This window comes from Brevundimonas sp. SS2672 (assembly GCF_059579685.1).
In genome coordinates, this window is record NZ_CM184201.1 from 1499150 (window position 1) to 1521250 (window position 22101).

Below are 22101 nucleotides of genomic sequence, written 5' to 3' on the forward strand. Positions count from 1 at the left end.
TCTACTAGAGAGCGGCCGCGATCCTTGCCGCCCTTCCCTCGGCGGCATTATTCCTCGGAAGACGGCCGCCGGTTCTGATGCTACGGACCCGACCATGACCGAGCCCACGACCCAAACCGTTTCCGAAACCGCCTTCAAGTCGGACTTCCTGCGCCTGATGAAGGCGCGCGGCTATATCCACCAGATCACCCACCCGGTGGAACTGGACGAGGCGGCGGCGGCCGGCGTGGTCACGGGCTATATCGGTTTCGACGCGACGGCGCCGTCGCTGCACGTCGGCCACCTGATCCAGATCATGCTCCTGCGTCGTCTTCAGCAGGCCGGGCACAAGCCGATCGTCCTGATGGGCGGCGGCACGACCAAGGTCGGCGATCCCTCGTTCAAGGACACCCAGCGCCCCCTGCTGACCGAGGAAAAGATCGCCGAGAACATCGCCGGAATCAAAGGCGTGTTCGAGAAATTCCTGACCTTCGGCGACGGCCCGACCGACGCCGTCATGCTGGACAACGACGAGTGGCTGTCGCAACTGGGCTACCTGCAGTTCCTGCGCGATTACGGCACCCACTTCACCATCAATCGGATGCTGAGCTTCGATTCGGTCAAGCTGCGCCTGGATCGCGAGCAGCCGCTGACCTTCCTCGAGTTCAACTACATGCTGATGCAGGCGACCGACTTCCTGGAGCTGAACCGCCGCTATGGCTGTTCGCTGCAGATGGGCGGGTCGGACCAGTGGGGCAATATCATCAACGGCGTCGAACTGACCCGCAAGGTGGACCACAAGGCCGCCTTCGGCCTGACCACGCCGCTGCTGTCCACCGCTTCTGGCCAGAAGATGGGCAAGACGGTCGGCGGCGCCGTGTGGCTGAACGCCGACGCCCTGTCGCCGTTCGACTACTGGCAGTACTGGCGCAACACCGAGGACGGCGACGTGGGCCGCTTCATGCGCCTGTTCACCGACCTGCCGCTGGATCAGATCGAACGCTATGAGGCGCTGGAAGGCGCTGAGATCAACGACGCCAAGAAGGCGCTGGCCGACGCCACCACCTCCATGCTGCACGGCGTCGAGGCCGCACAGGCCGCCCGCGCCGCCGCCGAGGCCGCCTTCGAGAAAGGCCAGTTGTCCGCCGACCTGCCGACCGTCGAACTGCCGAGGGACGAGGTCATCGGCGCCATGATCGCCGCCGTCACGACCAAGGCCGGTCTCAGCGGCTCCAACGGCGAAGCGCGTCGTCTGGCCCAGGGCGGCGGCCTTCGTCTGAACGACGAGGTGGTCAACGACGGCGCCCGCCTGATCGAAGAGGCCGACCTGAACGCAGACGGCGTGCTGAAACTCGGCGCCGGCAAGAAGAAGATCGTGCTGGTGCGGCCCGTTTAACTCGCTCATCCCGGCGGACGCCGGGACCCAGTGCTTTGGCTTCAAGCGCGGCGAGAACGTCTTGCTGCTTTCAATCGGCGCGGCCGGGGCTCTTACTGGGTCCCGGCGTCCGCCGGGATGAACGGAGAGATTGATGGTCGACATCACCGAAAACACCCCCGCCCCCGCCTTCGACCTGGCGACCGATGGTGACGGCCGCCTGTCCCTGGCCGACCTGAAGGGCAAGAACGTCGTCCTCTACTTCTATCCCAAGGCCGACACGCCCGGCTGCACGACCGAGGGACAGGACTTCTCGGTCCTGATCGAGCGGTTCACGGCAGCTAACGCCGTGGTGATCGGCGTGTCGCGCGACACGGTGAAGAAGCTGGACCGCTTCAAGGCCAAGCACGACCTCAAGGTCGTGCTCGGCTCGGACGAAGACGGGGTGGTCACCGAGGCTTGGGGCGTGTGGGTGCTGAAGAAGCTCTATGGCCGCGAATATATGGGCATTGAACGCGCCACCTTCCTGATCGACGGCCAGGGCGTGGTTCGTCGCGCCTGGCGGAACGTCAAGGTGAAGGGGCACGCCGAAGAGGTGCTGGCCGCCGTCGAAACGCTCTGATCGGCGAGCGGGGTTCGGAAGGCCCCGCTTGACCTCTCCGTCTCAGCCCCCCTAAGTATTGTCAGGGATTGTATCCTCAGGGGCTGACATTGACCAAACGCCGGTCGTCCCGGCGTGACGCGGAGAGTAAAGATGTTCAACAAGAACAAACCCCTCGACAGCAACCCTTCGAGCGGGTTGGGCATTCCGAAGCCGCCGGAGCCCGCCGCTCCGACCCCGGCGCCCGCCGCCGCCGCCACGCCTGCTCGAGCACCTGAACCGGCGCGACCGGCCGCCGCCCGCTCATCCAGCCTTTCGACTCTGTCGGCGGGCGTGAAGTATGAGGGCAATATCTCCGGCGCGGGCGAACTTCAGGTCGACGGCTCTCTGAAGGGCGACATCCGCGTGGTGCGCGTGGTGATCGGTGAAGGCGGCGCGGTCGAGGGCACGGTCCACGCCGACATCCTGGAGGTGCGCGGCCGCGTCTCGGGCGCTATCGTCGCCAAGCAGGTCAAGCTGTTCGCCACCTCTCGCGTCGAGGGCGACATCACCCAGGAGCAGCTGTCGATCGAACAGGGCGCCTGGTTCCAGGGCCGCTGCACCCAGGCCAAGCGGGACACGCCGGGCGCCAATATGCTGGAAGCCCCCGCCCCCGCCGAAAAGCCTGCGCCCGCCAAGACGGACGCCAAGGTCGAGGCCAAGCCCGCCGCCTGATCGGTGCGGACACTGATAACGAGAAAGGGCGGCCCGCAAAGGCCGCCCTTTTTTAGTATCGATCGAGCGGAGTCGATCAGCCCTCGCGGGTCTCGCCCACGCGGGCCGCCAGGGCGGCGCCCATGAACGGATCCAGATCGCCGTCCAGAACCCCCTGGGTGTCGGAGGTTTCGACCTCTGTCCGAAGGTCCTTCACCATCTGATACGGCTGCAGGACGTAGGATCGGATCTGGTGCCCCCAGCCGATGTCGGTCTTGGCGTCGGCCAGGGCCTGAGCTGCGGCTTCACGCTTCTGAAGCTCCAGCTCATACAGACGCGCACGCAGCATCTTCCACGCCTGATCGCGGTTCTGGTGCTGCGAGCGGCCCGCCTGACAAGCCACCACGGTATTGGTTGGAATGTGGGTCAGGCGCACGGCCGAGTCCGTCTTGTTGACGTGCTGGCCGCCCGCGCCTGACGCGCGATAGGTGTCCGTGCGGACGTCCGACGGGTTGATGTCGATCTCGATGCTGTCGTCGACGACCGGCGACACCCCGACCGAGGCGAAGGAGGTGTGCCGCTTGGCCGCTGCGTCATAGGGGCTGATGCGGACCAGACGGTGAACGCCCGATTCGGACTTCAGCCAGCCATAGGCGTTGGGGCCGGTGACCAGCAGGGTCGCCGACTTGATGCCCGCCTGTTCGCCGGATTCCTCTTCCTGAAGCTCGACCTCATACCCGTGAGAGCGCGCCCAGCGGCTGTACATGCGCAGCAGCATTCCGGCCCAGTCGTTCGACTCCGTGCCGCCAGCGCCCGAGTTGACCTCCAGATAGGCGTCATTGCCGTCGGCCTCGCCGGACAGCAGGGCTTCCAGCTCGGCGCGCGCGGCGCGGTCCTTGATCGCCTTCAGCTGTTCACGGGCTTCGTTGAGAGCGGCTTCGTCGCCCTCTTCGTCCGCCATGTCGGCCAGCATGATCCCGTCTTCGAGACCCTGCTCCATGTCCTTAACGGCGCTGACCTGGGCTTCAAGGCGAGAGCGTTCGCGGCTGACGGCCTGGGCCTGTTCGGGATTGTCCCACAGCGTCGGATCCTCGACCCGCGCGTTCAGCTCATCGAGCTTTCTTAGAGCGACATCCCAGTCAAAGTCGCCTCCTGAGCAGAGCGACGCTCTGCTCGATGTCGGCCTTCATGGCCTCGACATCCGGTCTCATCGCAATCTCCAGCGATACGGGGGTGAAAGGGCGCGCCAGGGCATCCGGCGCGCCGAAGAGGGTGTAACTAGAGCGTCAGTAGAGGTCGCTCAAGTCCTCGGCCGGCTGCTTTTTGGGCGGCGGCGGAGCCACGGGCGGCGGCGCGACCGGCGCCGGAGCCTGAGACCTGGCTTCCTGCTCACGACGGATGACGTCGTAATAGTTCTGCGGCCCCTCCGGCTGGACCGGGCGCGGCGCTTCTTCGCGCAACTGGCGTTCGGTGCCGGGTCGGAAGGCTTCCTCGATGCCGTTGACGGTGCGGAAGATGGCGTTCTTCGGCTTCACAAAGGGCCGCGCGGGACGTTCCTTCAGCGCGTCTTCCATGAAGTCGATGAAGATCGGCACGGCGGTCGAGGCGCCCGCCTCGCCGCCGCCCAGCGAGCGGTTGTCGTCAAATCCGACAAAGACGCCCACGACGATGTCCGCCGAGAAGCCGACGAACCAGGCGGAACGGTATTCATTGGTCGTGCCGGTCTTGCCGCCGACCCAGGGGCCGAGGCTGCGCGCCCTGGCGCCGGTGCCGCGCTGAATCACGCCCTCCAGCATCGAGGTGATCTGATAGGCGGTGATCGGGTCGATCACCTGGGTTCCACGATCCTGCAGGCGCGGCGACTCCTGGCCGCTGAAGCCACGGCCGCAGTCGCGGCATTGGCGTCGATCGGCGCGATGGATGGTCTGGCCGTTCCGATCCTGAGCCAGTTCGATCAGATAGGGATCGATCCGCCGGCCGCCGTTGACGAAGGCGGCATAGGCCGCAGTGATGCGATAGGGGGTGGTCTCGCCCGCGCCCAGCGACATGGCGAGGTTCGGCGACATGTCATCGACCACGCCCATCTTCTTGGACAGGTCGACGACGTTCTTCATGCCGACCGCCTGGGCTAGGCGCACGGTCATGACGTTACGCGACAGCTCCAACCCGCGCCGCAGCGTCTGAGGGCCATAGAACTGGCGGCTGTAGTTCTGTGGCGTCCAGGCGCGGCCGCCGGGGCCGCCGGGGAAGCTGATGGGCGCATCCAGCACGATGGAGGCCGGAGTGAAGTCGCCTTCCAGCGCCGCCGCATAGACGAAGGGCTTGTAGGCCGAACCCGGCTGACGACGCGCCTGCGTCGCACGATTGAAGCTGGACAGCGCGTAGGAATAGCCGCCGACCATCGCCAGGACGCGACCCGACTGCGGCTCGATGGCGACCAAGGAGCCGTTGACCGCGGGGACCTGTTTCAGGGCGAACTGTCCGCCCTGCCGCTCCACGAAGATCAGATCGCCGCGTTTCAGGGGACGACGTCCAGCGTTGGACCAGGCCACGTCGGCGGCGCGCAGCGCGCCCGTCTGATCGTCCCTGGCCGTGCGGACCCGAACCGTGCTTCCGCTGACGTTCTCGACGGCGGCGGCCTGCCACGAACGGCGCTCGGGCGGGGTCGTGCGCTTCTGGGCCTCGGCCTGCCAGCCGTCGGCGAAGTCGGTCGTGCCCCAGGCGCCGCGCCAACCGTGGCGACGGTCGTAGTCTTCAAGGCCGCGCATCAGGGCGTCGCGCGCCGCCGACTGCAGCTGCGGGTCCAGGGTGGTGCGCAGGTAGTAGCCGCCGCGATTGACTTCTTCCTGACCGAACAGGGCGATGGCGCGACGACGCGCCTCCTCCACGAAGAAGTCAGCGTCGGCGTACTCGGCCCGACGCGGCGCCGAACGGGTGTTCAAGGGACGCGCCAGCGCGGTCTGCAACTGCACGTCCGTCAGCCACTTGTTGTCGGCCATTTCGCCCAGCACCCAGTTCCGCCGCCCCAGCGCGGCCTCAGGGTAGCGTTTGGGGTGATAGTTGGTCGGCCCCTTGGGCAGGGCCGCCAGGAAGGCCGCCTCGTCCGGCGTCAGCTGATCCAGCGACTTGCCGAAATAGTTGTAGGCCGCCGAGGCCACGCCGTAGGAGCGATAGCCCAGGTAGATCTCGTTCAGATACAGCTCTAGGATCTGCTCCTTGCTCAGCGTCGCCTCCAGACGGCTGGAGAGGACGGCCTCCTTGAGCTTGCGGTTCAGACTGGTCTCGCTGGTCAGCAGGACGTTCTTGGCCACCTGCTGGGTGATGGTCGAGCCGCCTTCCAGGCGACGACCGGACAGCACGTTGAAGACGTTCTTGAACATGGCCCGGCCGATGCCGGACACGTCGATGCCGCCGTGGCTGAAGAAGTTCTGGTCCTCGGCCGCCAGGAAGGCGTGAACGACCGTCTGCGGCACCTGGTCATAGGTGACGTAAATCCGGCGCTGATCCGAGAACTCGCCGATCAGGGTGCCGTCGCCGGCGTAGACGCGCGTCGCCGTCGCCGGGCGATAGTCCGCCAGCTCGGACGCGTCGGGCATATCGTGCAGGACCCAGGCGGCGTAGATCGCCACCACCACCCCGGCCACGGCGATGGCGCCCAGCAGGGCCACGCCCGCCATGACGAACCAGCGTTCGGCTATCTTCACCGTGAACTCCGCAAGACGCACCCCATCATCGCTCGTTTATCGCGCGTCGCGCGGCGCGCAAAGCGGAACCGCACTTATCCCTTGTCGCGCAGCAGGCGCGCCTTGTCTCGCTGCCAGTCCCGTTCGGCCGAAACCTCGCGTTTGTCGTGCAGCTTCTTGCCCTTGGCCAGGGCGATTTCCAGCTTCGCCTTGCCCGCCTCGTTCAGATACAGGCGCACCGGGACGATCGTGCGGCCGTCGCGCTGGACGGCGCCGATCAGTTTGTCGATCTGCTTGCGGTGCAGCAGCAGCTTCCGGTGGCGGCGCGGCTCATGGTTGAAGCGGTTCGCCATCTTGTAGGGCGGGATGTCGGCGTTGATCAGCACCATCTCGCGCCCCTCCGGCGAGACATAGCTTTCGGCGATGTTCGCCCGCCCGTCGCGCAGGGCCTTGATCTCGGTGCCCAACAACTGGATTCCGGCCTCGATGTAGTCCTCGAGGAAGTAGTCGAAGCGTGCGCGCCGATTTTCGGCGATCGTCTTTTGCTTGGGCGCGTCAGCGGCCATCAGGCGACCCCGGCCTCGGTCAGCGCCTTGTCGATGGCGGGCTTCACGGCGTCGGCCGTCAGCGACAGCGGCAGCCGGACCTCTTCCTCGCATAGCCCCAGCCTGGCGAGGGCGTATTTGGCCGGCGACGGGGAGTTGTCGAGGAACAGCGCCTTGTGCAGGCCGATCAGGCGGTCCTGCCAGGATCGGGCGACGGCGAAGTCGCCGGCCTGAATCGCATCATACAGGGCGACCATGGCCTCGGGCGCGACATTCGAGGTCACCGAGATGACGCCGACGCCCCCGTGGGCGGCATAGCCAAGATAGCTGGAGTCATCCCCCGAGATCAGGTCGAAGGCGCCGTGGATATTCGCTCGCATCCAACTGGCCCGCGCCACATCCGCGCTCGCATCCTTGATGCCGACGATGTTCGGATGCGCCGCCAGGGCCGCAACGGTTTCGTTCGACAGGTCCACGCCGGTACGACCGGGCACGTTGTAGAGCAGAATCGGCAGTTGCACCGCATCGGCCACGGCCTCGAAATGGGCCTGCATCCCGGCCTGCGAGGGGCGGTTGTAATAGGGCGTGACCACCAGGGCGCCGTCGGCGCCGACCGTCTTGGCGAAACGGGTCAGTTCGATCGCCTTGTCCGTCGCTGAAGAACCAGCGCCGGCGATGACGCGGATGCGCCCGGCGGCGATCTCCACGCACTGTTCGACCACGCGCTTGTGCTCGTCCAGGTGCAAGGTCGCGCTTTCGCCCGTGGTGCCCATCGGCACGACGCCGTGAACCCCGGCGGCGATCTGGCGTTCCAACAGACGCCTGAAAGCGGCCTCGTCCACGTTTCCGTCACGAAGAGGTGTGATCAGGGCGGTGATCACGCCCTTGAACAAGGGGGCGGTCATGGGAACAACATACCTGCGCGGAGAATGGGCGGCGGTCCGCCCGTCACTAATCGGCAAAGGGTAGGTTGCCCGCCGCTTGGCCGCAACCAAAGATGAATGAGGATCAGATATCTGATGATCGCGACGACCGTGGCCGCCGCCCTGGCGATACTGACTCCACCGGCTCAGGATGTGCTGAACAGCGCGCCGGTCCCCTACTCCGCCAGTCAGGGCGGAATCATCAACAGCCAGGACGCCGCCCTGGTGCAGCAGGGCCTGACGGCCGCGCGGGCGCGCGACGTCGTAGGAACCCAGTCCATCATGGCCCGCATTTCCGATCCGACCGCACGCAAGCTGGTCGAATGGGCCCTGGTGGACACCTCGGACAAGCAGATGTCCTACAGCGACCTGGCGCTGGCTCAGACCGATCTGGCGAGCTGGCCCCGCGGCGATTCTCGTCGAGCGGCGGGCGAGCGCGCTCTGGACATGGCGGGCCAGTCGCCGGACGCCGTCCTGGCCTTCTTCAACGGAACCGCCCCCACCACGGCCCAGGGCGCCATCGCCCTGGCCGGCGCGCTGGAGCAGACGGGCCGCCGCCAGGAGGCCCAGGCCCTGATTCGCGACTGGTGGCGCACCCAAAGCTTTGAAGAAGCCCAGCAAAGCCGGATCTATTCGCGCTGGAGCGGCTGGTTGACCAGCGACGACCATGTGGCGCGGCTGGACATGCTGCTGCTGGGACCGCACGGCCCGGCGACGCGCGCCATGGTCGCCCTGGTTCCGGCCGACCGCCAGGCCGTCGCCAACGCCGTGATGTCGCTTCGAACGGCCTACGCCCCGGACGCCATCGTCGCCGGCCTGTCGCCCGCTCAGGCCAACGACCCGGCCGTGGTGCTGGAGCGGGTGCGCCTGCTGCGCTCCGCAGGTCGTCAATCCGAGGCCTTCCCGCTCCTGTCCGCCCTGCCCGCCGCCCCCTCGCACGCGGACGGCCAGAACACCCTGTGGAGCGAACGCCGCAACTATTTCCTCGACGCGCTGCAACAGGGGAACGCTCGCGCCGCCTACGCCGCGATGAACGGCCACGGCTTCCCGTCGGGCGAACGCAAGGTCGACGCCGAATTCTTCGCTGGCTGGGTGGCTCTCACCAAGCTGAACGACCCGGCGACAGCCGCCCAACATTTCGAGGCGCTGCGCAACGCCTCCTCGACCCCGATCACCCAGGGGCGCGCCCTCTACTGGCTGGGTCGTGCGGCCGAGGCGCGCGGCGACCGACAGGGCGCCCAGAATTGGTATCAGGCGGGCGCCGCGCACTGGCAGACCTTCTACGGCCAGCTTGCCGCGGAAAAGGCCGGCGCGACCACCTTGACCCTGCCCGGCGAGCCCACTCCCTCGCCCGAGGACGTCAATCGCTTCGAGGGCAATGAGGTGGTGCGGGCGACCCGCATCCTGGGCCAGATCGGCGAGAAGAACCTGATGCGGGTCTTCGCCTACCACCTGGATGACACCCTGCCCTCGCCCTACGATCTGTCGCAGCTGTTCGACCTGATGCAGGGCTATGGCGATCAGTTCGGATCGATGATGGTCGGCCGCGCGGCCAGCCAGCGTGGCTTCGTCATGCCCGAGCGGATGTATCCGATCCGCCTTCCGCAGCAGGTTCCGGGCATGGCCCCCAATGAGTTCGCCCTGGCCATCACCCGTCAGGAATCCAGCTTCGACCCTCTGGTTCGTTCGGGCGCCGATGCGCGGGGGATGATGCAGCTTCTGCCAGCCACGGCGCAGGGGGTGGCGCGCCGCATGGGCCGCGCATTCAGCGCCGAACAGCTGTGGGATCCCGAGATCAATATGACTCTGGGCAGCTATCATCTGGGCGAGTTGATGAACAATTTCGGCGGATCGCCCTTGCTGGCCGCCGTCGGCTACAACGCCGGACCGGCGCGTCCGCCGCAATGGACCGCCCGCTGCGGCGATCCGCGTCAGGCCCAGGTCGATCCCATCGACTTCATCGAGTGCGCGCCCTTCACCGAGACGCGCAACTACATGATGCGGGTGATGGAGAACATGCAGGTCTATCGCGCTCGGCTGAACGGCGGCTCGGCTCCCCTGACCCCGTCAGCGGATCTGGCGCGCGGTACGCCCCCGAACGCAGGCCCGCGACCCTATCAACCCTGACTACAGGCGGCGGGCCGCCAGAATCGGCCCGTCCAACGCCTCCAGCCAAACGGCGTCGAGGTTGAAAACGGTCTTCAGAATGCGCGGCGACAGGGCCTCGGTCGGCGCGCCTTCAGCCGCCGTGCGCCCCTGATCCAGCACCACCACCCGGTCGGCGAAACGGGCCGCCAGGGTCAGATCGTGCAGGCTGACCAGGATCCCGCGTCCAGCATCGGCCCGGGCACGCAGCCGCTCCAGCACCAGAAGCTGGGCGTCGGGGTCCAGTCCCGCGATCGGTTCGTCCGCCGCCAGCAAGGGCGCTGGAGCCGTCAGGGCGCGGGCCAGCAGGACGCGCGCCCGCTCACCGCCCGACATCTCGGCGACGCCGCGATCCGCCAGATGGCCGACTCCCACCTCGTCCAGCGCGGCGCGAGCCCGGTCCAGGGCGGCGGCGCCCGCCATGAACGGCGCGCCCAGCGCCGCCAGCTCGACCGCCGGAAGGTTCCAGGCGATGGAACGGTCCTGCGGCAGATAGGCCGCGCGCTCGCCCCGCTGACGCTCGGACAGCCGTCGCGCCTCGTCGCCGCCCAGACGCGCGGCGCCCTGCGTCAGTCGGACCAGCCCCAATGCGGCGCGCACTGCCGTCGACTTGCCCGCACCGTTCGGCCCGCACAGGGCCACGACCTCGCCCGGCCGCACGGACAGGGAAGCGCCTTTCAGCACTTCCGCGCCGCCGACACGGGCGTGCGCGTTCGCAAGCTCCAGCAGCGCCGCCGTCACAGCCGCCACTCCCGCGCGGCGCGCCAGGCGATCAGGGCGAACAGGGGCGCGCCGACCAGGGCGGTGAAGACGCCGAGCTTCAACTCCTGATCCGTGGGCAGCATCCGCGCCGCCAGATCGGCGATCACCAGCATCAGGCCACCCGCCAGCGCCGAGGGCGGCAGCAGCCTGCCCGGATCGCCGCGCACCGCCGCACGCACCAGATGCGGCGCCGCTAGGCCGACGAAGCCGATGATGCCCGCCACCGCCACCGCCGCGCCCGCCGCCAGGGCCGCCGCCGCCAGCGCCAGGATCCGCATCCGGCCCATCGACAGGCCGGACGCCCTCGCCGCCTCTTCGCCCAGCGTCAGCATCCGCAGGCCGGGCGACGCGCTTCGCGCCAGCAGGGCGGCGATCAGGACGGCCGGCGCGACCCAGGCGACATCGATCCAGCTGCGGTTCTCGACCGACCCCAGCAGCCAGTTCATCACCTCGGCCGAGGCGATGGGCGACGGCGAAAGGTTGAAGATCAGAGCGGTCAGCGCGCCCGCGAAACTGGACAAGGCCACGCCGAACAGGATCAGCGCCTCGGGCGTCCGCACCCGCGCAGCCAGGGCGATCAGCAGCCCGCCGGCCACCGCGGCGCCGAACAGCGCCGAAACCTCGACCGCGCCGGGAACGGCCGCCAACCCCAGAACGATGGCCGTCGCCGCAGCCAGGGCTGAGGCGGCCGATACGCCCAGCACGCCAGGCTCGGCCAGGGGATTGCGCAACAAGCCCTGCATCACCGCACCGGCCAACCCCAAGGCGGCTCCTACGAAGAGAGCGGCGATGGCGCGCGGAGCCCGCACCAGCCACAGCACCTCGCCGGGCCCGGAAGCGGGATGGCTCAAGGCTTCGGCGTAGTCAGTGGCGCTGAACCGGGTCTCGCCCAGCGTCACAGCCAGCGCGACGGCCAGCACGATCGCGCCCGCCAGAACGAGGTTCAACACCCAGACCCTGCTCATGAGGCTTGTACGGCCAGCTGGGCGGCGGCGTCCGCTGCGAACCAGGCGGGACACGTCAGCACCGCGCCAGGCAGCTCCGCCGCCGTCCGTCCTTGCATGGCGCGACGCATCATCGGATGCCGCCCCGCCCCGCGCCAGTCGGAGCGCGCCAGATCGAAGAAGCCCTTCACGAACAGGGCGGGCGGCGTCAGCAACACCCCCTCCAGCCCCAACGGCTGATAGCCGGGCCGCTCAACGCCGTTGCGAAACCCTGCGGCGCGCAGAACGGCGTCCATCAGGGAGCCTGGCCCGGTCGTGAATCCGCCCGCAGTGACATAGACGGCCTTCCGCCCCCGCCCCGTCCCTTCTGCTTTCGCCAGTTGAGAGTCCATACGCGCGATCAGCGCCTCGCCGCGTTCGGCGGCGCTCACGGCCTTGGCTACGGCGCGGATGTTGGCGCGAACCCCATCCATGTCCGCAGCATCGGTGATCGTCACCGTGCGAACCCCATCCCGCTTCAAGGCCGCGAGCAGGCGCGGATCTCCGCCCCAGTAGCGCACCGCCACGTCCGGCCCGAACCCGACAGCAGCCTCCAAGGTCGGGCGGACCCGCCGATGTCCTTCGGCCTGCGCGCGCAGCCAGGAGTCCGGGTCGTCAGCCCTGGGCGACAGGCCCAGTTCCGCATCCGGGGCCAAGGCAAGGACGAACTGATCAGCGCATTGGTCCAGAGCCATGACGCGCAGGGGAGCGGCGATCGCCTCGTCACCGCCGAAGCCGGAAATCGCCAAGGCCAGGGCGACCGCCCCGATCATGGACCTCACGAGGCGGTCAGTCCCGCGAACAGGGCGTCCATCTGCGTGCGAACCAGCGTCTCGCGGTCCGCCCAGTCGAAGTAAGGCTTGGTCGTCATGATGGAGACCAGGCCATGGGCGCTGGCCCAGATGACTTGCGCCAGAGTGCGCGGCTCGCCCCGCAACGCGCCCTGATCGACCGCCTCTTCCACCACGCTGACGAAAGCCCTGAACAGCTCCGCGCCGCTCTGCTGAGCCACGGTCTCGGCGCCGTGGCGCGTCTGCACCGGCGGTGTCAGGTAGGCGAGGCGATAGGCGTTGGGATTAGCGAAACCGAACGCAATGTAGTTCTCGATGATCCGACGCAACCGAGCCAGCGGCGGCGCGTCTTCCGCCAGGGTTCGACGGTGCTCCTCGGCCAGGGTGTCGAAGGCGTTGCGGCAGATCTCATTGAGAATCTCGCCCTTGTCCGCGAAGTGCATGTAGAGGGCGGTCGACGACAGCCCCACTTCATCCGCGATCTTGCGGATGGTGGCGCCCTCATAGCCCTGCTCGACGAAAATGCCCTCCGCCGCCGCCAGAATTTCCGCGCGGCGCTCGTGCCCTTCGCCCTTGGGCTTGCGGGTCGAACGCGACGATGCGGCAGGTGCGACCGACACTTGAGTGCTCCCCAACCTGGAACTCCTGTGAGAGGGCCGTGATAGCCGCAAATGCCCGTTCAGGCCAAATATTTCACTTTACAGCCTTGTCAATATAACCTTGATATCTATCAGGGAGGGCGAGAATGCGAAGGGGAACGATCGTTCCAGCGGACGGCGATGCTCTAAGGTCCGCGCGCATCACGCTGACGCTTGGTCAGGCCGCGAGCTTGGCCTTGTTCCTCGCCAGCGGCCTGGTCGCTGCCGCCCTCGCGCCCATATCCGGTTCGGCCGTGTTGCTGGGCCTGCAGATCGGCTTCATGAGCCTGGCCGCCTGGAGACTCTTCCTGCTCTGGACCAGCCGGGGTTGGAGGCAGCCTGAGGCATCGCCCCAACCGCCGGATCAATGGCCGCGCTACACCGTTGTGGCCGCCCTGTATCAGGAGACGGCCATCCTGCCGCAGTTGATCGAGCGGCTTTCCGAGATCGACTATCCCAGCGACCGGCTTGAGGGCTATCTGGCGCTCGAGGCCGACGACGTCGAGACGATCAGGGCGGCGCAGGATCTGGCCCGTCCCGACTGGCTTCAGGTTCTGATCGTGCCGCAGGGCGCGCCGAAGACCAAGCCTCGCGCGCTGAACCACGCCCTGTCCCGCTGCACCGGCGACCTCATCACCATCTATGACGCCGAGGATGATCCGGATCCGTTCCAACTGCGTGAGGCGGCGGCGCGGTTCAGCCAAGAGGGAGAAGGCCTGGCTTGCCTTCAGGCGCCGCTTCGCATTCGGCGCCGGGGCAAGGACAGCGCCAGCCCCTTCCTCGACCGACAATTCGCAGCCGAATACGCCGCCCTGTTCGAAGTCACCCTGCCGGCCATGAGCCGCCTCGGCCTGCCCTTTCCACTAGGCGGCACCAGCAACCATTTCCGCGTCCCGGTGCTGCGAGCACTAGGAGGTTGGGACGCCTGGAACGTCACCGAGGACGCGGACCTGGGCTTTCGAGATCTGGCGCGCCGGCTATCGGCTGGGAGTCATCGAGAGACCGACCTACGAGCCTCCGCCAGGCCCCCTGCGTCTCTGGCTTCCGCAACGCACGCGTTGGCTGAAGGGCTATCTGCAGACCCTGGCCGTTCATACGCGTTATGCGGAAGGGATGGGCTGGAGAGGCTGGACCGCGCTGGCCGCGACGGTTGGCGCCGGCGTTGCGTCCGCCGCCATCCACGCCGTCTGCGCCGCCTGGGTGTTCTGCGTGGCCCTGACCGCCATCGTGGCAGGAGGCCTGCCTCACTTCTCGCCGCAAGGCAGCGTCGTGCTTGTGTCGGGCATCGCCGCCGCATGGCTTTTGAAGCATCGAGGAGCGCGACAGGCGGGCGGCGCCTATGGTCTCGGCGATATGGCCGCCTCCCTCGCCTATTGGTGCCTGCTCAGCCTGGCCTTCGCCCATGCCGTCATCCGGCTGATCTTGGAACCTCATCACTGGGACAAGACGCCCCATCATGCGGAGCCCGATCCAGAGATAAGCGCGATCGACGGCGCAGACGCTGGACGAGCGGCTGCCTGAGCGCCTAATCAGCGCCCATGGCTCCGGTTCTTTCCCCCACGCCCGAAACCCTCGTCACGCGCGGGTGGTCGGACTACGCCCTTCTGGACAGCGGCGACGGCCGCAAATTGGAGCGCTACGGCCGCTACACCGTAGTGCGCCCCGAGCCGCAATGCTTCTGGAAGGCCCATGACGAAAGCGCCTTCGAGCGCTCCAACGCCATGTTCGATCCGCAGCAAGAGGAAGAGGATTCCGGCCGCTGGCGCTTTGACGTCCATGGCCCGATCGACGCCTTCCCGCTTAAATGGCGCGACGTGCGCTTCATGGGCCGGTTCACCCCGTTCAGGCACTTGGCCTTCTTCCCCGAACAGGCGGCCAACTGGGAATGGCTGGACGCCCGCGTCCGCACCTTGAAGCAGCCGAAGATCCTGAACCTGTTCGGCTATACCGGCGTCGCCAGCCTGGCCTGTTCGGCGGCAGGCGCGCACGTCACCCACGTCGACGCCTCGAAGAAGTCCGTGACCTACGCCCGCGAAAACGCCGAGTTGTCAGGCCTGGCTGATCGTCCCATCCGCTGGATCGTCGAGGACGCCCGCAAGTTCGTGGCTCGCGAGGTCCGGCGTGGCAGCCAATATGACGGCATCATTCTTGATCCTCCGAAATATGGACGCGGCGCCAACGGCGAGGTCTGGCGCCTGTTCGAGGACATGCCGGAGTTGCTCAAGGACTGCGCCAGCCTGCTGTCCGACGACGCCTCCTTCCTGCTGCTGAACGCCTATGCGGCGCGGATTTCCGGCCTGTCGCTGGCGCATATGATGGCCGAGGCGACGCAAGATCGCGGCGGCCGCATCGACTGGGGCGAACTGGCGCTGTCGGAGGACGGCGAGAGGGCTCGCGCGATCGGCCTCAGCTTCTTCGCCAGATGGAGCGCCTGATGTCCGAACGTCTCATCACCTCCCTGACCAACGACACCATCAAGGCCGTGCGCGCCCTGCACATGCGCAAGGAGCGCGAGGCGACGGGCCGCTTTCTGGCCGAGGGGCTGAAATTCATCGGCGAGGCGCTGGATCAGGGCCGCGCCCCGGTCATGCTGCTGGTCGGCCAGGACGCCCGGCCGCACCCCCTGCTGGACCGCGCCAAGGCCGAGACGAAGAAGGCCGGCGGCCAGATCATCGTCGTCACCCACGCCATCCTCGAAAAGATCAGCCGTCGCGACAATCCGCAGACGGTGCTGGGCGTGTTCGAACAGGTCTATACGCCGCTGGACGCCATCCGGCCTGAGGCCAAGCCCTGCTGGGTGGCGCTGGAGCAGGTGCGCGATCCCGGCAATCTGGGCACCATCATCCGCACGGCGGACTCGGCCGGGTGCGGCGGCGTGATCCTGATCGGCGACTGCGTCGATCCCTTCTCGGTCGAGGCGGTGCGCGCGACCATGGGCTCGGTCTTCGCCGTCACCATCAGCAAGACGACGCGCGAGGAATTCCTGGCGTGGCGCGCCTCATGGCCCGGCAGCGTGATCGGCACCCGTCTGGACGCCGCCCACGGCTATCGCGACAGCCCGGTTCGCCATCCGGCGCTGATCCTGATGGGTAACGAGCAGGCGGGCCTGACCGACGACCTGGCCGCCGCCTGCGACGTGAACGTCAAGATCCCCATGCGCGGCCGCGCCGACAGCCTGAACCTGGCCGTCGCCACGGGGATCATGGTCTATGCCGTGACCGACGCGGCCTACGGCTCCAGCCTCTAGGCCTCGCCCTCGGTCCTGATGCGGCCCATGCCGATGAGGGCCAGAGCCGTCAGCAGGGCCGCGACCGTCAGATAGGCGCCGACCGCCTGAAGCCCGTAATGGCCCGCCAGCCAGGTCGCGGCGTAGGGCGCCAGCGAGGCGCCGAGGATGCCCGCCAGATTGAAGGTCATGGACGCGCCGGTGTATCGCACCGCCGTCGGAAACGGCCGCGCCAGCGCCGCGCCCAGCGGGCCGTAGGTGCAGCCCATCAGGCTGAAGCCGATGATGAAGAAGGCGATCACTCCGACCATGCCTCCGCTCCCGAACAGGGGCGCCAGGATCAGGCCGAACAGGGCGATGGCGACCGTCGTCGCCAGCAACGTCCGCCTCTGCCCCCAGCGATCCGCCGCCAGCGCCGCCAGCGGAATGAACAGGCCGAAGAAGCAGACGCCCAGCAGCTGGGTCGGCAGGAACTGTTCTCGCGTGTAGCCCATCGCCGTCGTGCCCCATCCCAGGGCGAAGACGGTCATAAGGTAGAAGAGGGCGAAGGTCGCCAGCCCGGCCAGCGTCCCGGTCAGCAAGGCGAACTTATGATGTGCGACGAGGGTCAGGGCGGGAGCCTGGACCCGTTCGGCGCGATCGATGGCGCGCTTGAACTCGGGCGTCTCGGTGATCTTCAGCCGCATCCACAGGCCGACGATGACCAACAGGGCGCTGGCGATGAAGGGGATGCGCCAGCCCCAGGCCATGAACTGGCCCTCGCTCATCAGCTGCCCCAGAACGATGAAGGACAGCGTCGACAGGATGAAGCCGATCGGCGCGCCCAGTTGCGGGAACATGCCGAACCAGGCCTTCTTGCCCGGCGGAGCGTTCTCGGTCGCCAGCAAGACCGCCCCGCCCCATTCGCCGCCCAAGCCCAAGCCCTGACCGAACCGGCACAGAGCCAGCAGCAGGGGCGCCATAACCCCGACCGAATGCCAGGTCGGCAACAGGCCGATGGCGATGGTCGATAGGCCCATGGTCATCAGGGCCGCCACCAGGGTCGCCTTGCGTCCCACCCGGTCGCCGAAATGGCCGAAGACGACAGCGCCGACCGGCCGGGCGAAGAAGGCGATGGAGAAGGTCGCGAACGAGGCCAGCATGGCCGTCATCCGGTCGCCGCCGGGGAAGAACAGATCCGGAAAGACCAGCACCGCCGCCGTGGCGTAGATGTAGAAGTCGTAGAACTCGATCGTCGTGCCGATCAGGCTGGCGAACAGAACGCGCCGCTTGGAGGCGGACGGCGGTGAAACAGCGGCGTCGGTCACGCGAAATCCTTACGGTTGACGCACGATCATTGCGGCGCGCCGCCGTCAGGCGTCAAGCGGACATCAGGTTCCGCGCGGCTTGGCCCTGCTGGTGGCTGTCGCATTGGCCGGGTCTTCCGGCCATGGGTGGCGCGGATAGCGGCCACGCATCTCGCTACGCACAGCCGACCACGATCCAGCCCAGAAGCCCGGCAGGTCCTTCGTCACCTGAACCGGCCGGCGGGCTGGCGACAGCAGACTGAGCGTCAGAGGCGTACGCCCGCCGCCAACGGTCGGATGGGCCTTCACTCCGAACAACTCCTGAACGCGGATTTCGACGCGCGGCCCGCCCTCGGCGGCATAGTCGATGCCCGCGCTGCCCAGCGGCGTGGTCAGGCGCGTGGGTGCCAGATCATCCAGCTTGCGCTGCAGGTCCCATGGGATCAGATTCCGCAGAGCCTCAGCAAGTTTGCCATCGCTGATGTCGGCCAACGACCGTGCGCCGTCCAACAGCGGCCATAGCCACTCCTCGCGCGACGCCAGCAGACCTTCGTCCGAAATGTCAGGCCAAGCCTCATCCAGCCCCCGCAGGAAAGCCAGGCGCGCCCGCAGCGCCTTCGCCTGTTCGCCCCAGTTCAGGACGCCGAGGCCGTCCGTCTCGATCTCCGCCTTCAGCGCCGCCGTCATCGTCGCCCGATCCGGCGCGCCGACGATCTTTTCATCCAGCACAAGGGCGCCGATGCGGCGAATGCGGCGGATCACCGGCTTGCCTGACGGCTCGCGCGTCAGCCGATCCTCGACCTCGATCAGATGCGCCAGGTTGCGCTCCAGCGTCGCCGCGTCCAGCGCCGCCGCCAGGCGGACGCGATCACGCGTGTCGCCGCCGCCCAGTTCCGCCACGGCCAGCCAGGCCTCGCGCGCCAGATGATCCGTGGGTTCGATGAAGGCGCCGCGCCCCGAGGCCAGCAACAGCTCGCCCGACTTGCCCCTGGCGCGGGCGATGCGTTCGGGAAAAGCCTCAGCCAGCAGCAGCCCTGCATCGACCTCCCCGTCCCGCCCTGCGCCTGCGGCCCTCGCCCAGCGCTCGGCCAGCTTCATCGCATCGCGTCCACGCGGCGACCGGTCCCGCTCCAGCCCCCTGAGCCGGTCGTGCAGATCGACCCCGTTTCCGCCCAGGCCCGGCTCGCTGAGCACCGCCGCGATCCTCGCTCCGCCAAGCGCATCACCCTGATCCGAGGCGACGGCCGCCATATGCGCCAGGCGCGGCGCTAAGGGGATGCGAGTCAGGCGTCGACCATGGGCCGTCAGATCCCCCTTGGCGTCCAGCGCGCCGAGACGTGTGAGCGCCTTGCGCGCCTCGGCCATCGCTCCGGCGGGCGGCGGGTCCAGCAGGGCCAGCCCTTCCACCGACTTCGCCCCCCAGCGCGCCAGATCGAGGGCGAACGCGGTCAGGTCCGCCTCCTGAATCTCAGGCCGCTGATGCGCGACCAGACCACGCGTCTGCTCCTCGTCCCACAGGCGGTAACAGACGCCGGGCTCGACACGCCCCGCCCGGCCGCGCCGCTGCTCCGCCGAGGATCTGCTGACCTTGACGGTAGCCAGGCGGGTCAGGCCGCTGGACGGCTCGAAATGCGGCACGCGCGACAGGCCGCCGTCGATGACGACGCGCACCCCCTCAATCGTCAGGCTGGTCTCGGCCACCGAGGTCGCCAACACCACCTTGCGGCGACCATGTGCGGCGGGCTCGATGGCCCGGTCCTGCTCGTCCTTGTCCAGCGCGCCATACAGGGCGACCACGTCGACCGACGGATCACGCAGCCGCTCTTTCAGGCGCTGGACCGTGCGGTGAATCTCCCCCTGCCCCGGCAGGAAGGCCAGGACCGAGCCGGTCTCGTCATGCAGGGCCTGAACCACGGCCTTGGCCATGGCGTCCTCGAATCGTTCGACCGGGTTGCGGCCCAGATAGCGGGTCTCGACCGGGAACATCCGCCCCTCGGCCTCGATGACGGGGGCGCCGTCCAACAGCTTGGACACGCCCGCGATGTCGAGCGTCGCCGACATGACCAACAGGCGCAGATCGTCGCGCAGCACGGTCTGGCTGTCACGCGCCAGCGCCAACCCCAGATCAGCGTCCAGACTGCGTTCGTGGAATTCGTCGAACAGGACGGCGCCGACGCCTTCCAGCCCCGGATCATCCAGGATCATCCGCGTGAAGACGCCTTCGGTCACCACCTCGATTCGGGTGTCCGGGCCGATCCGGCTTTGCAGGCGAGTGCGGTATCCGACGGTTCCTCCCGCCTTCTGGCCCAGGCTGGCGGCCATGCGGTCGGCGGCGGCGCGCGCGGCCAGTCGTCGCGGCTCCAGCACCAGAATCCTGCCGCCGCCCAGCCACGGCTGATCCAGCAACGCCAGAGGCACGACCGTCGTCTTGCCCGCGCCCGGCGGCGCGGCCAGCACGACCGCAGAGGTCTGAGCCAGGGCGGCCTTGAGGGGCTCCAGAACGGCGTGAATCGGCAACATGACACGGGCTGTAGCGCCTTCAGCCTAGGTCACGAAAGCGTCGTCGGCGCGTCATCCTTCGTAAACCGCGTTGCGCCGAGGCCCTCAGATGGCTAGCGTCCCCGCCCAAGAAGGCGACCCGGGAGGGGTCGTCGCATAAATGTTGGGGGCGCACCTGCATGTCTGCAGACGGCGTAAAGCCTGCCGGAAACCGGCTATTTCTTAAAAAATCCATCGCCCAGATTCAGAAGGAAGCCGCCAAGAGTGAGCTGAAACGGACCCTCGGTCCGCTCAATCTGATGAGCCTGGGCATCGGCGCCATCATCGGCGCGGGCATCTTCGTGCTGACGGGTCAGGTGGCTTCGGCCAACGCCGGTCCGGCCATCATGCTGTCGTTCGTCGTCGCCGGCATCGCCTGCGGCCTGGCGGGCCTCTGTTACGCCGAACTGGCGTCCACCATGCCGGTCTCCGGTTCGGCCTACACCTACGCCTATGGCACGCTCGGCGAAGTCTTCGCCTGGGTCATGGGTTGGCTGCTGGTGCTGGAGTATGGCGTGGCGGCGTCCACGGTCGCCGTGGGCTGGTCCGGCTATGTCGTGTCGATCATGAGCGACTTCGGCCTGAGCGCCAGCCTGTTCCCAGCAATCAGCTATCCAGGCGGCGAAGGTCCCCAATGGGCGACTCCGCTGGTCCAGTTGGTGCAGTCCGAAGCTGGCGCTTCCTTCCCGATGACGGGCACTTTCAACCTGGTCGCGGCCGTCGGCATCGCCGCGGTTTGCGGCCTGCTGGTCCTCGGGGTGTCGGAATCGGCGAACATCAACAACGCCATCGTCGTCATCAAGATCGTCGTCCTGCTGACCTTCATCGCGGTGGGCATCCAGTATATCAATCCAGACAACTGGGTCCCCTTCATTCCCGAGCCGACGGGCCAGGCCGGTCAGTTCGGCGTCGGCGGCATCTTCCGCGGCGCAGCGATCATCTTCTTCGCCTACGTCGGCTTCGAGGCGGTTTCGACCGCCGCCGCCGAAGCCAAGAACCCGTCCAAGGACGTGCCGATCGGCATCCTGGGCGCCCTGTTCGTCTGCACCCTGATCTACATGTGCGTCGCCGCCGTAATGACCGGCGTCGTGCCCTATCTTGAGCTGGCCTCGCCGGCTCCCATCGCCGTCGCCATCGACCGTATGGGCCTGGAATGGGCTAATGTGCCGCTGGCGGCCGCGCCGGGCGGGCAACTGAACTTGGTCGCCTTCCTGATCAAGATCGGCGCGATCACCGGCCTGTCCTCGGTCATGCTGGTGCTGTGCTACGGCCAGACCCGCGTCTTCTACACCATGGCCCGCGACGGCCTTCTGCCTAAAGCGTTCTCGCGCGTGCATCCGAAGTTCCGCACGCCCTGGATCGGCACCATCGTCCTGGGCATCCTGATCGCCATCGCGGCGGCCTTCCTGCCGATCTCGATCCTGGGCGACCTAGTGTCGCTGGGCACGGCCACGGCCTTCGCAATCGTCTGCCTGTCGGTGATCGTCCTGCGCATCAAGCATCCGGAGATGGAACGTCCCTTCCGCGTTCCGGGCGGCATGGTCACGGCCTTCCTGGGGATCTGCGCCTGCCTGTTCCTGGCCAGCCAGAACCTGATTCCGATGTTCCAGCACGCTGCAGAGGACAACCCCCTGCCGCTGATGCTGCTGGGCGGCTACGCGGCGATCGGCGCCGTCATCTACGCCGCCTACGGCTTCTGGCACTCCAAGCTGGCCAAGGGCATCGACATCACCGAGGACACCGCGCTGGAAGCAGCGTCGGAAGCCTTCGGCCACGGCGTCGACAACAAGAAGGACTGATCCCGGTCGGTCCTTCGGCCTCAGGCATCGCGGAGCGCGATAGGCCAAATAATGAGAAAGGCCCCGGAGCGATCCGGGGCCTTTTTCATGCTCGCGCGGGATTGCCGAAACCGCCGCCCTCGCCTACAGCCTCC

At 67.7% G+C, this 22101-nt stretch carries 18 protein-coding genes and 1 pseudogene; 9 read left to right on the forward strand and 10 right to left on the reverse strand.

Translation table 11 applies throughout. The annotated features are described in order from the left end of the window. Positions 1-94: 94 nt before the first annotated feature. From tyrS to AC52GN_RS07680, 3 genes are all read left to right on the forward strand, one after another. Positions 95-1375 carry a tyrosine--tRNA ligase gene (gene tyrS, locus AC52GN_RS07670; RefSeq protein ID WP_496528673.1) on the forward strand — a complete coding sequence of 427 codons (1281 nt, stop codon included), beginning with the start codon at positions 95-97 and terminating at the stop codon, positions 1373-1375. A gap of 133 nt (positions 1376-1508) precedes the next feature. Further along, positions 1509-1976 carry a peroxiredoxin gene (locus AC52GN_RS07675; protein WP_496528674.1) on the forward strand — a complete coding sequence of 156 codons (468 nt, stop codon included), beginning with the start codon at positions 1509-1511 and terminating at the stop codon, positions 1974-1976. 132 nt (positions 1977-2108) lie between these two features. Then, positions 2109-2669 (forward strand): bactofilin family protein, encoded by a 561-nt coding sequence (locus tag AC52GN_RS07680; protein WP_496528675.1) that lies wholly within the window; start codon positions 2109-2111, stop codon positions 2667-2669. A gap of 76 nt (positions 2670-2745) precedes the next feature. Here AC52GN_RS07680 and prfB read toward each other — a convergent pair. The 4 genes from prfB to dapA all read right to left on the reverse strand — a co-directional run bounded on the left by prfB (position 2746) and on the right by dapA (position 7781). Continuing rightward, positions 2746-3859, reverse strand: a protein-coding gene (gene prfB, locus AC52GN_RS07685) for a peptide chain release factor 2 (RefSeq protein WP_496528676.1) whose coding sequence is annotated in 2 segments (ribosomal slippage) — positions 2746-3789 and positions 3791-3859 — 1113 coding nt in all. Because the reading frame shifts where the segments join, the coding sequence is not laid out codon by codon here. A 75-nt stretch (positions 3860-3934) separates the two neighbouring features. Then, the gene (locus AC52GN_RS07690; protein ID WP_496528783.1) at positions 3935-6325 is read right to left on the reverse strand and encodes a penicillin-binding protein 1A; all 2391 of its coding nucleotides are present in this window, start codon (positions 6323-6325) and stop codon (positions 3935-3937) included. Between the two features lie 101 nt (positions 6326-6426). After that, positions 6427-6897 carry an SsrA-binding protein SmpB gene (smpB, locus tag AC52GN_RS07695; protein WP_291775056.1) on the reverse strand — a complete coding sequence of 157 codons (471 nt, stop codon included), beginning with the start codon at positions 6895-6897 and terminating at the stop codon, positions 6427-6429. Next, the gene (gene dapA / locus AC52GN_RS07700) at positions 6897-7781 is read right to left on the reverse strand and encodes a 4-hydroxy-tetrahydrodipicolinate synthase (RefSeq protein ID WP_496528677.1); all 885 of its coding nucleotides are present in this window, start codon (positions 7779-7781) and stop codon (positions 6897-6899) included. The genes smpB and dapA overlap by 1 nt, the downstream gene beginning before the upstream one ends. Before the next feature lie 114 nt (positions 7782-7895). On the opposite strand from dapA, the gene AC52GN_RS07705 reads away from it, so the two are divergent. Further along, a complete protein-coding gene (locus tag AC52GN_RS07705; RefSeq protein ID WP_496528678.1) occupies positions 7896-9926 on the forward strand; it encodes a lytic transglycosylase domain-containing protein in 2031 nt (676 codons plus the stop codon). Here the strand turns inward: AC52GN_RS07705 and AC52GN_RS07710 are convergent, their stop codons facing one another. Genes AC52GN_RS07710 through AC52GN_RS07725 form a run of 4 tightly spaced genes read right to left on the reverse strand, consistent with a single transcriptional unit; the run spans position 9927 to position 13100 of the window. Continuing rightward, positions 9927-10694, reverse strand: a complete 768-nt coding sequence (locus AC52GN_RS07710) for an ABC transporter ATP-binding protein (protein WP_496528679.1) — start codon at positions 10692-10694, stop codon at positions 9927-9929. Further along, entirely contained in the window at positions 10682-11671 is a 990-nt protein-coding gene (locus tag AC52GN_RS07715) for a FecCD family ABC transporter permease (protein WP_496528680.1), read from the reverse strand. The genes AC52GN_RS07710 and AC52GN_RS07715 overlap by 13 nt, the downstream gene beginning before the upstream one ends. Further along, positions 11668-12462: an ABC transporter substrate-binding protein gene (locus AC52GN_RS07720; protein WP_496528681.1), complete on the reverse strand. Its 795-nt coding sequence runs from the start codon at positions 12460-12462 to the stop codon at positions 11668-11670. The genes AC52GN_RS07715 and AC52GN_RS07720 overlap by 4 nt, the downstream gene beginning before the upstream one ends. Positions 12463-12467: 5 nt before the next feature. Beyond that, positions 12468-13100, reverse strand: coding sequence for a TetR/AcrR family transcriptional regulator (locus tag AC52GN_RS07725; RefSeq protein WP_496528682.1), 633 nt, complete (start codon positions 13098-13100; stop codon positions 12468-12470). A 299-nt stretch (positions 13101-13399) separates the two neighbouring features. Here AC52GN_RS07725 and AC52GN_RS07730 point away from each other — a divergent pair. The 4 genes and pseudogenes from AC52GN_RS07730 to AC52GN_RS07745 all read left to right on the forward strand — a co-directional run. Beyond that, a pseudogene (locus AC52GN_RS07730) lies at positions 13400-14020 on the forward strand (glycosyltransferase); the annotation flags it as partial. Between the two features lie 307 nt (positions 14021-14327). After that, a complete protein-coding gene (locus AC52GN_RS07735) occupies positions 14328-14639 on the forward strand; it encodes a hypothetical protein (RefSeq protein ID WP_496528849.1) in 312 nt (103 codons plus the stop codon). A 17-nt stretch (positions 14640-14656) separates the two neighbouring features. Beyond that, a complete protein-coding gene (locus tag AC52GN_RS07740; RefSeq protein ID WP_496528683.1) occupies positions 14657-15553 on the forward strand; it encodes an RsmD family RNA methyltransferase in 897 nt (298 codons plus the stop codon). Continuing rightward, entirely contained in the window at positions 15553-16365 is an 813-nt protein-coding gene (locus tag AC52GN_RS07745; protein WP_496528684.1) for a TrmH family RNA methyltransferase, read from the forward strand. The genes AC52GN_RS07740 and AC52GN_RS07745 overlap by 1 nt, the downstream gene beginning before the upstream one ends. Here AC52GN_RS07745 and AC52GN_RS07750 read toward each other — a convergent pair. Together AC52GN_RS07750 and hrpB are read right to left on the reverse strand one after the other, a co-directional pair. After that, on the reverse strand, positions 16362-17651 hold the full coding sequence (locus AC52GN_RS07750; protein ID WP_496528685.1) for an MFS transporter: 1290 nt from the start codon (positions 17649-17651) through the stop codon (positions 16362-16364). The genes AC52GN_RS07745 and AC52GN_RS07750 overlap by 4 nt on opposite strands. A 63-nt stretch (positions 17652-17714) precedes the next feature. After that, entirely contained in the window at positions 17715-20150 is a 2436-nt protein-coding gene (gene hrpB / locus AC52GN_RS07755; RefSeq protein ID WP_496528686.1) for an ATP-dependent helicase HrpB, read from the reverse strand. 158 nt (positions 20151-20308) lie between these two features. Between hrpB and AC52GN_RS07760 the strand changes: the two genes are divergently transcribed. After that, positions 20309-21967 carry an amino acid permease gene (locus AC52GN_RS07760; RefSeq protein ID WP_453988620.1) on the forward strand — a complete coding sequence of 553 codons (1659 nt, stop codon included), beginning with the start codon at positions 20309-20311 and terminating at the stop codon, positions 21965-21967. The last annotated feature ends 134 nt before the right edge of the window (positions 21968-22101 follow it).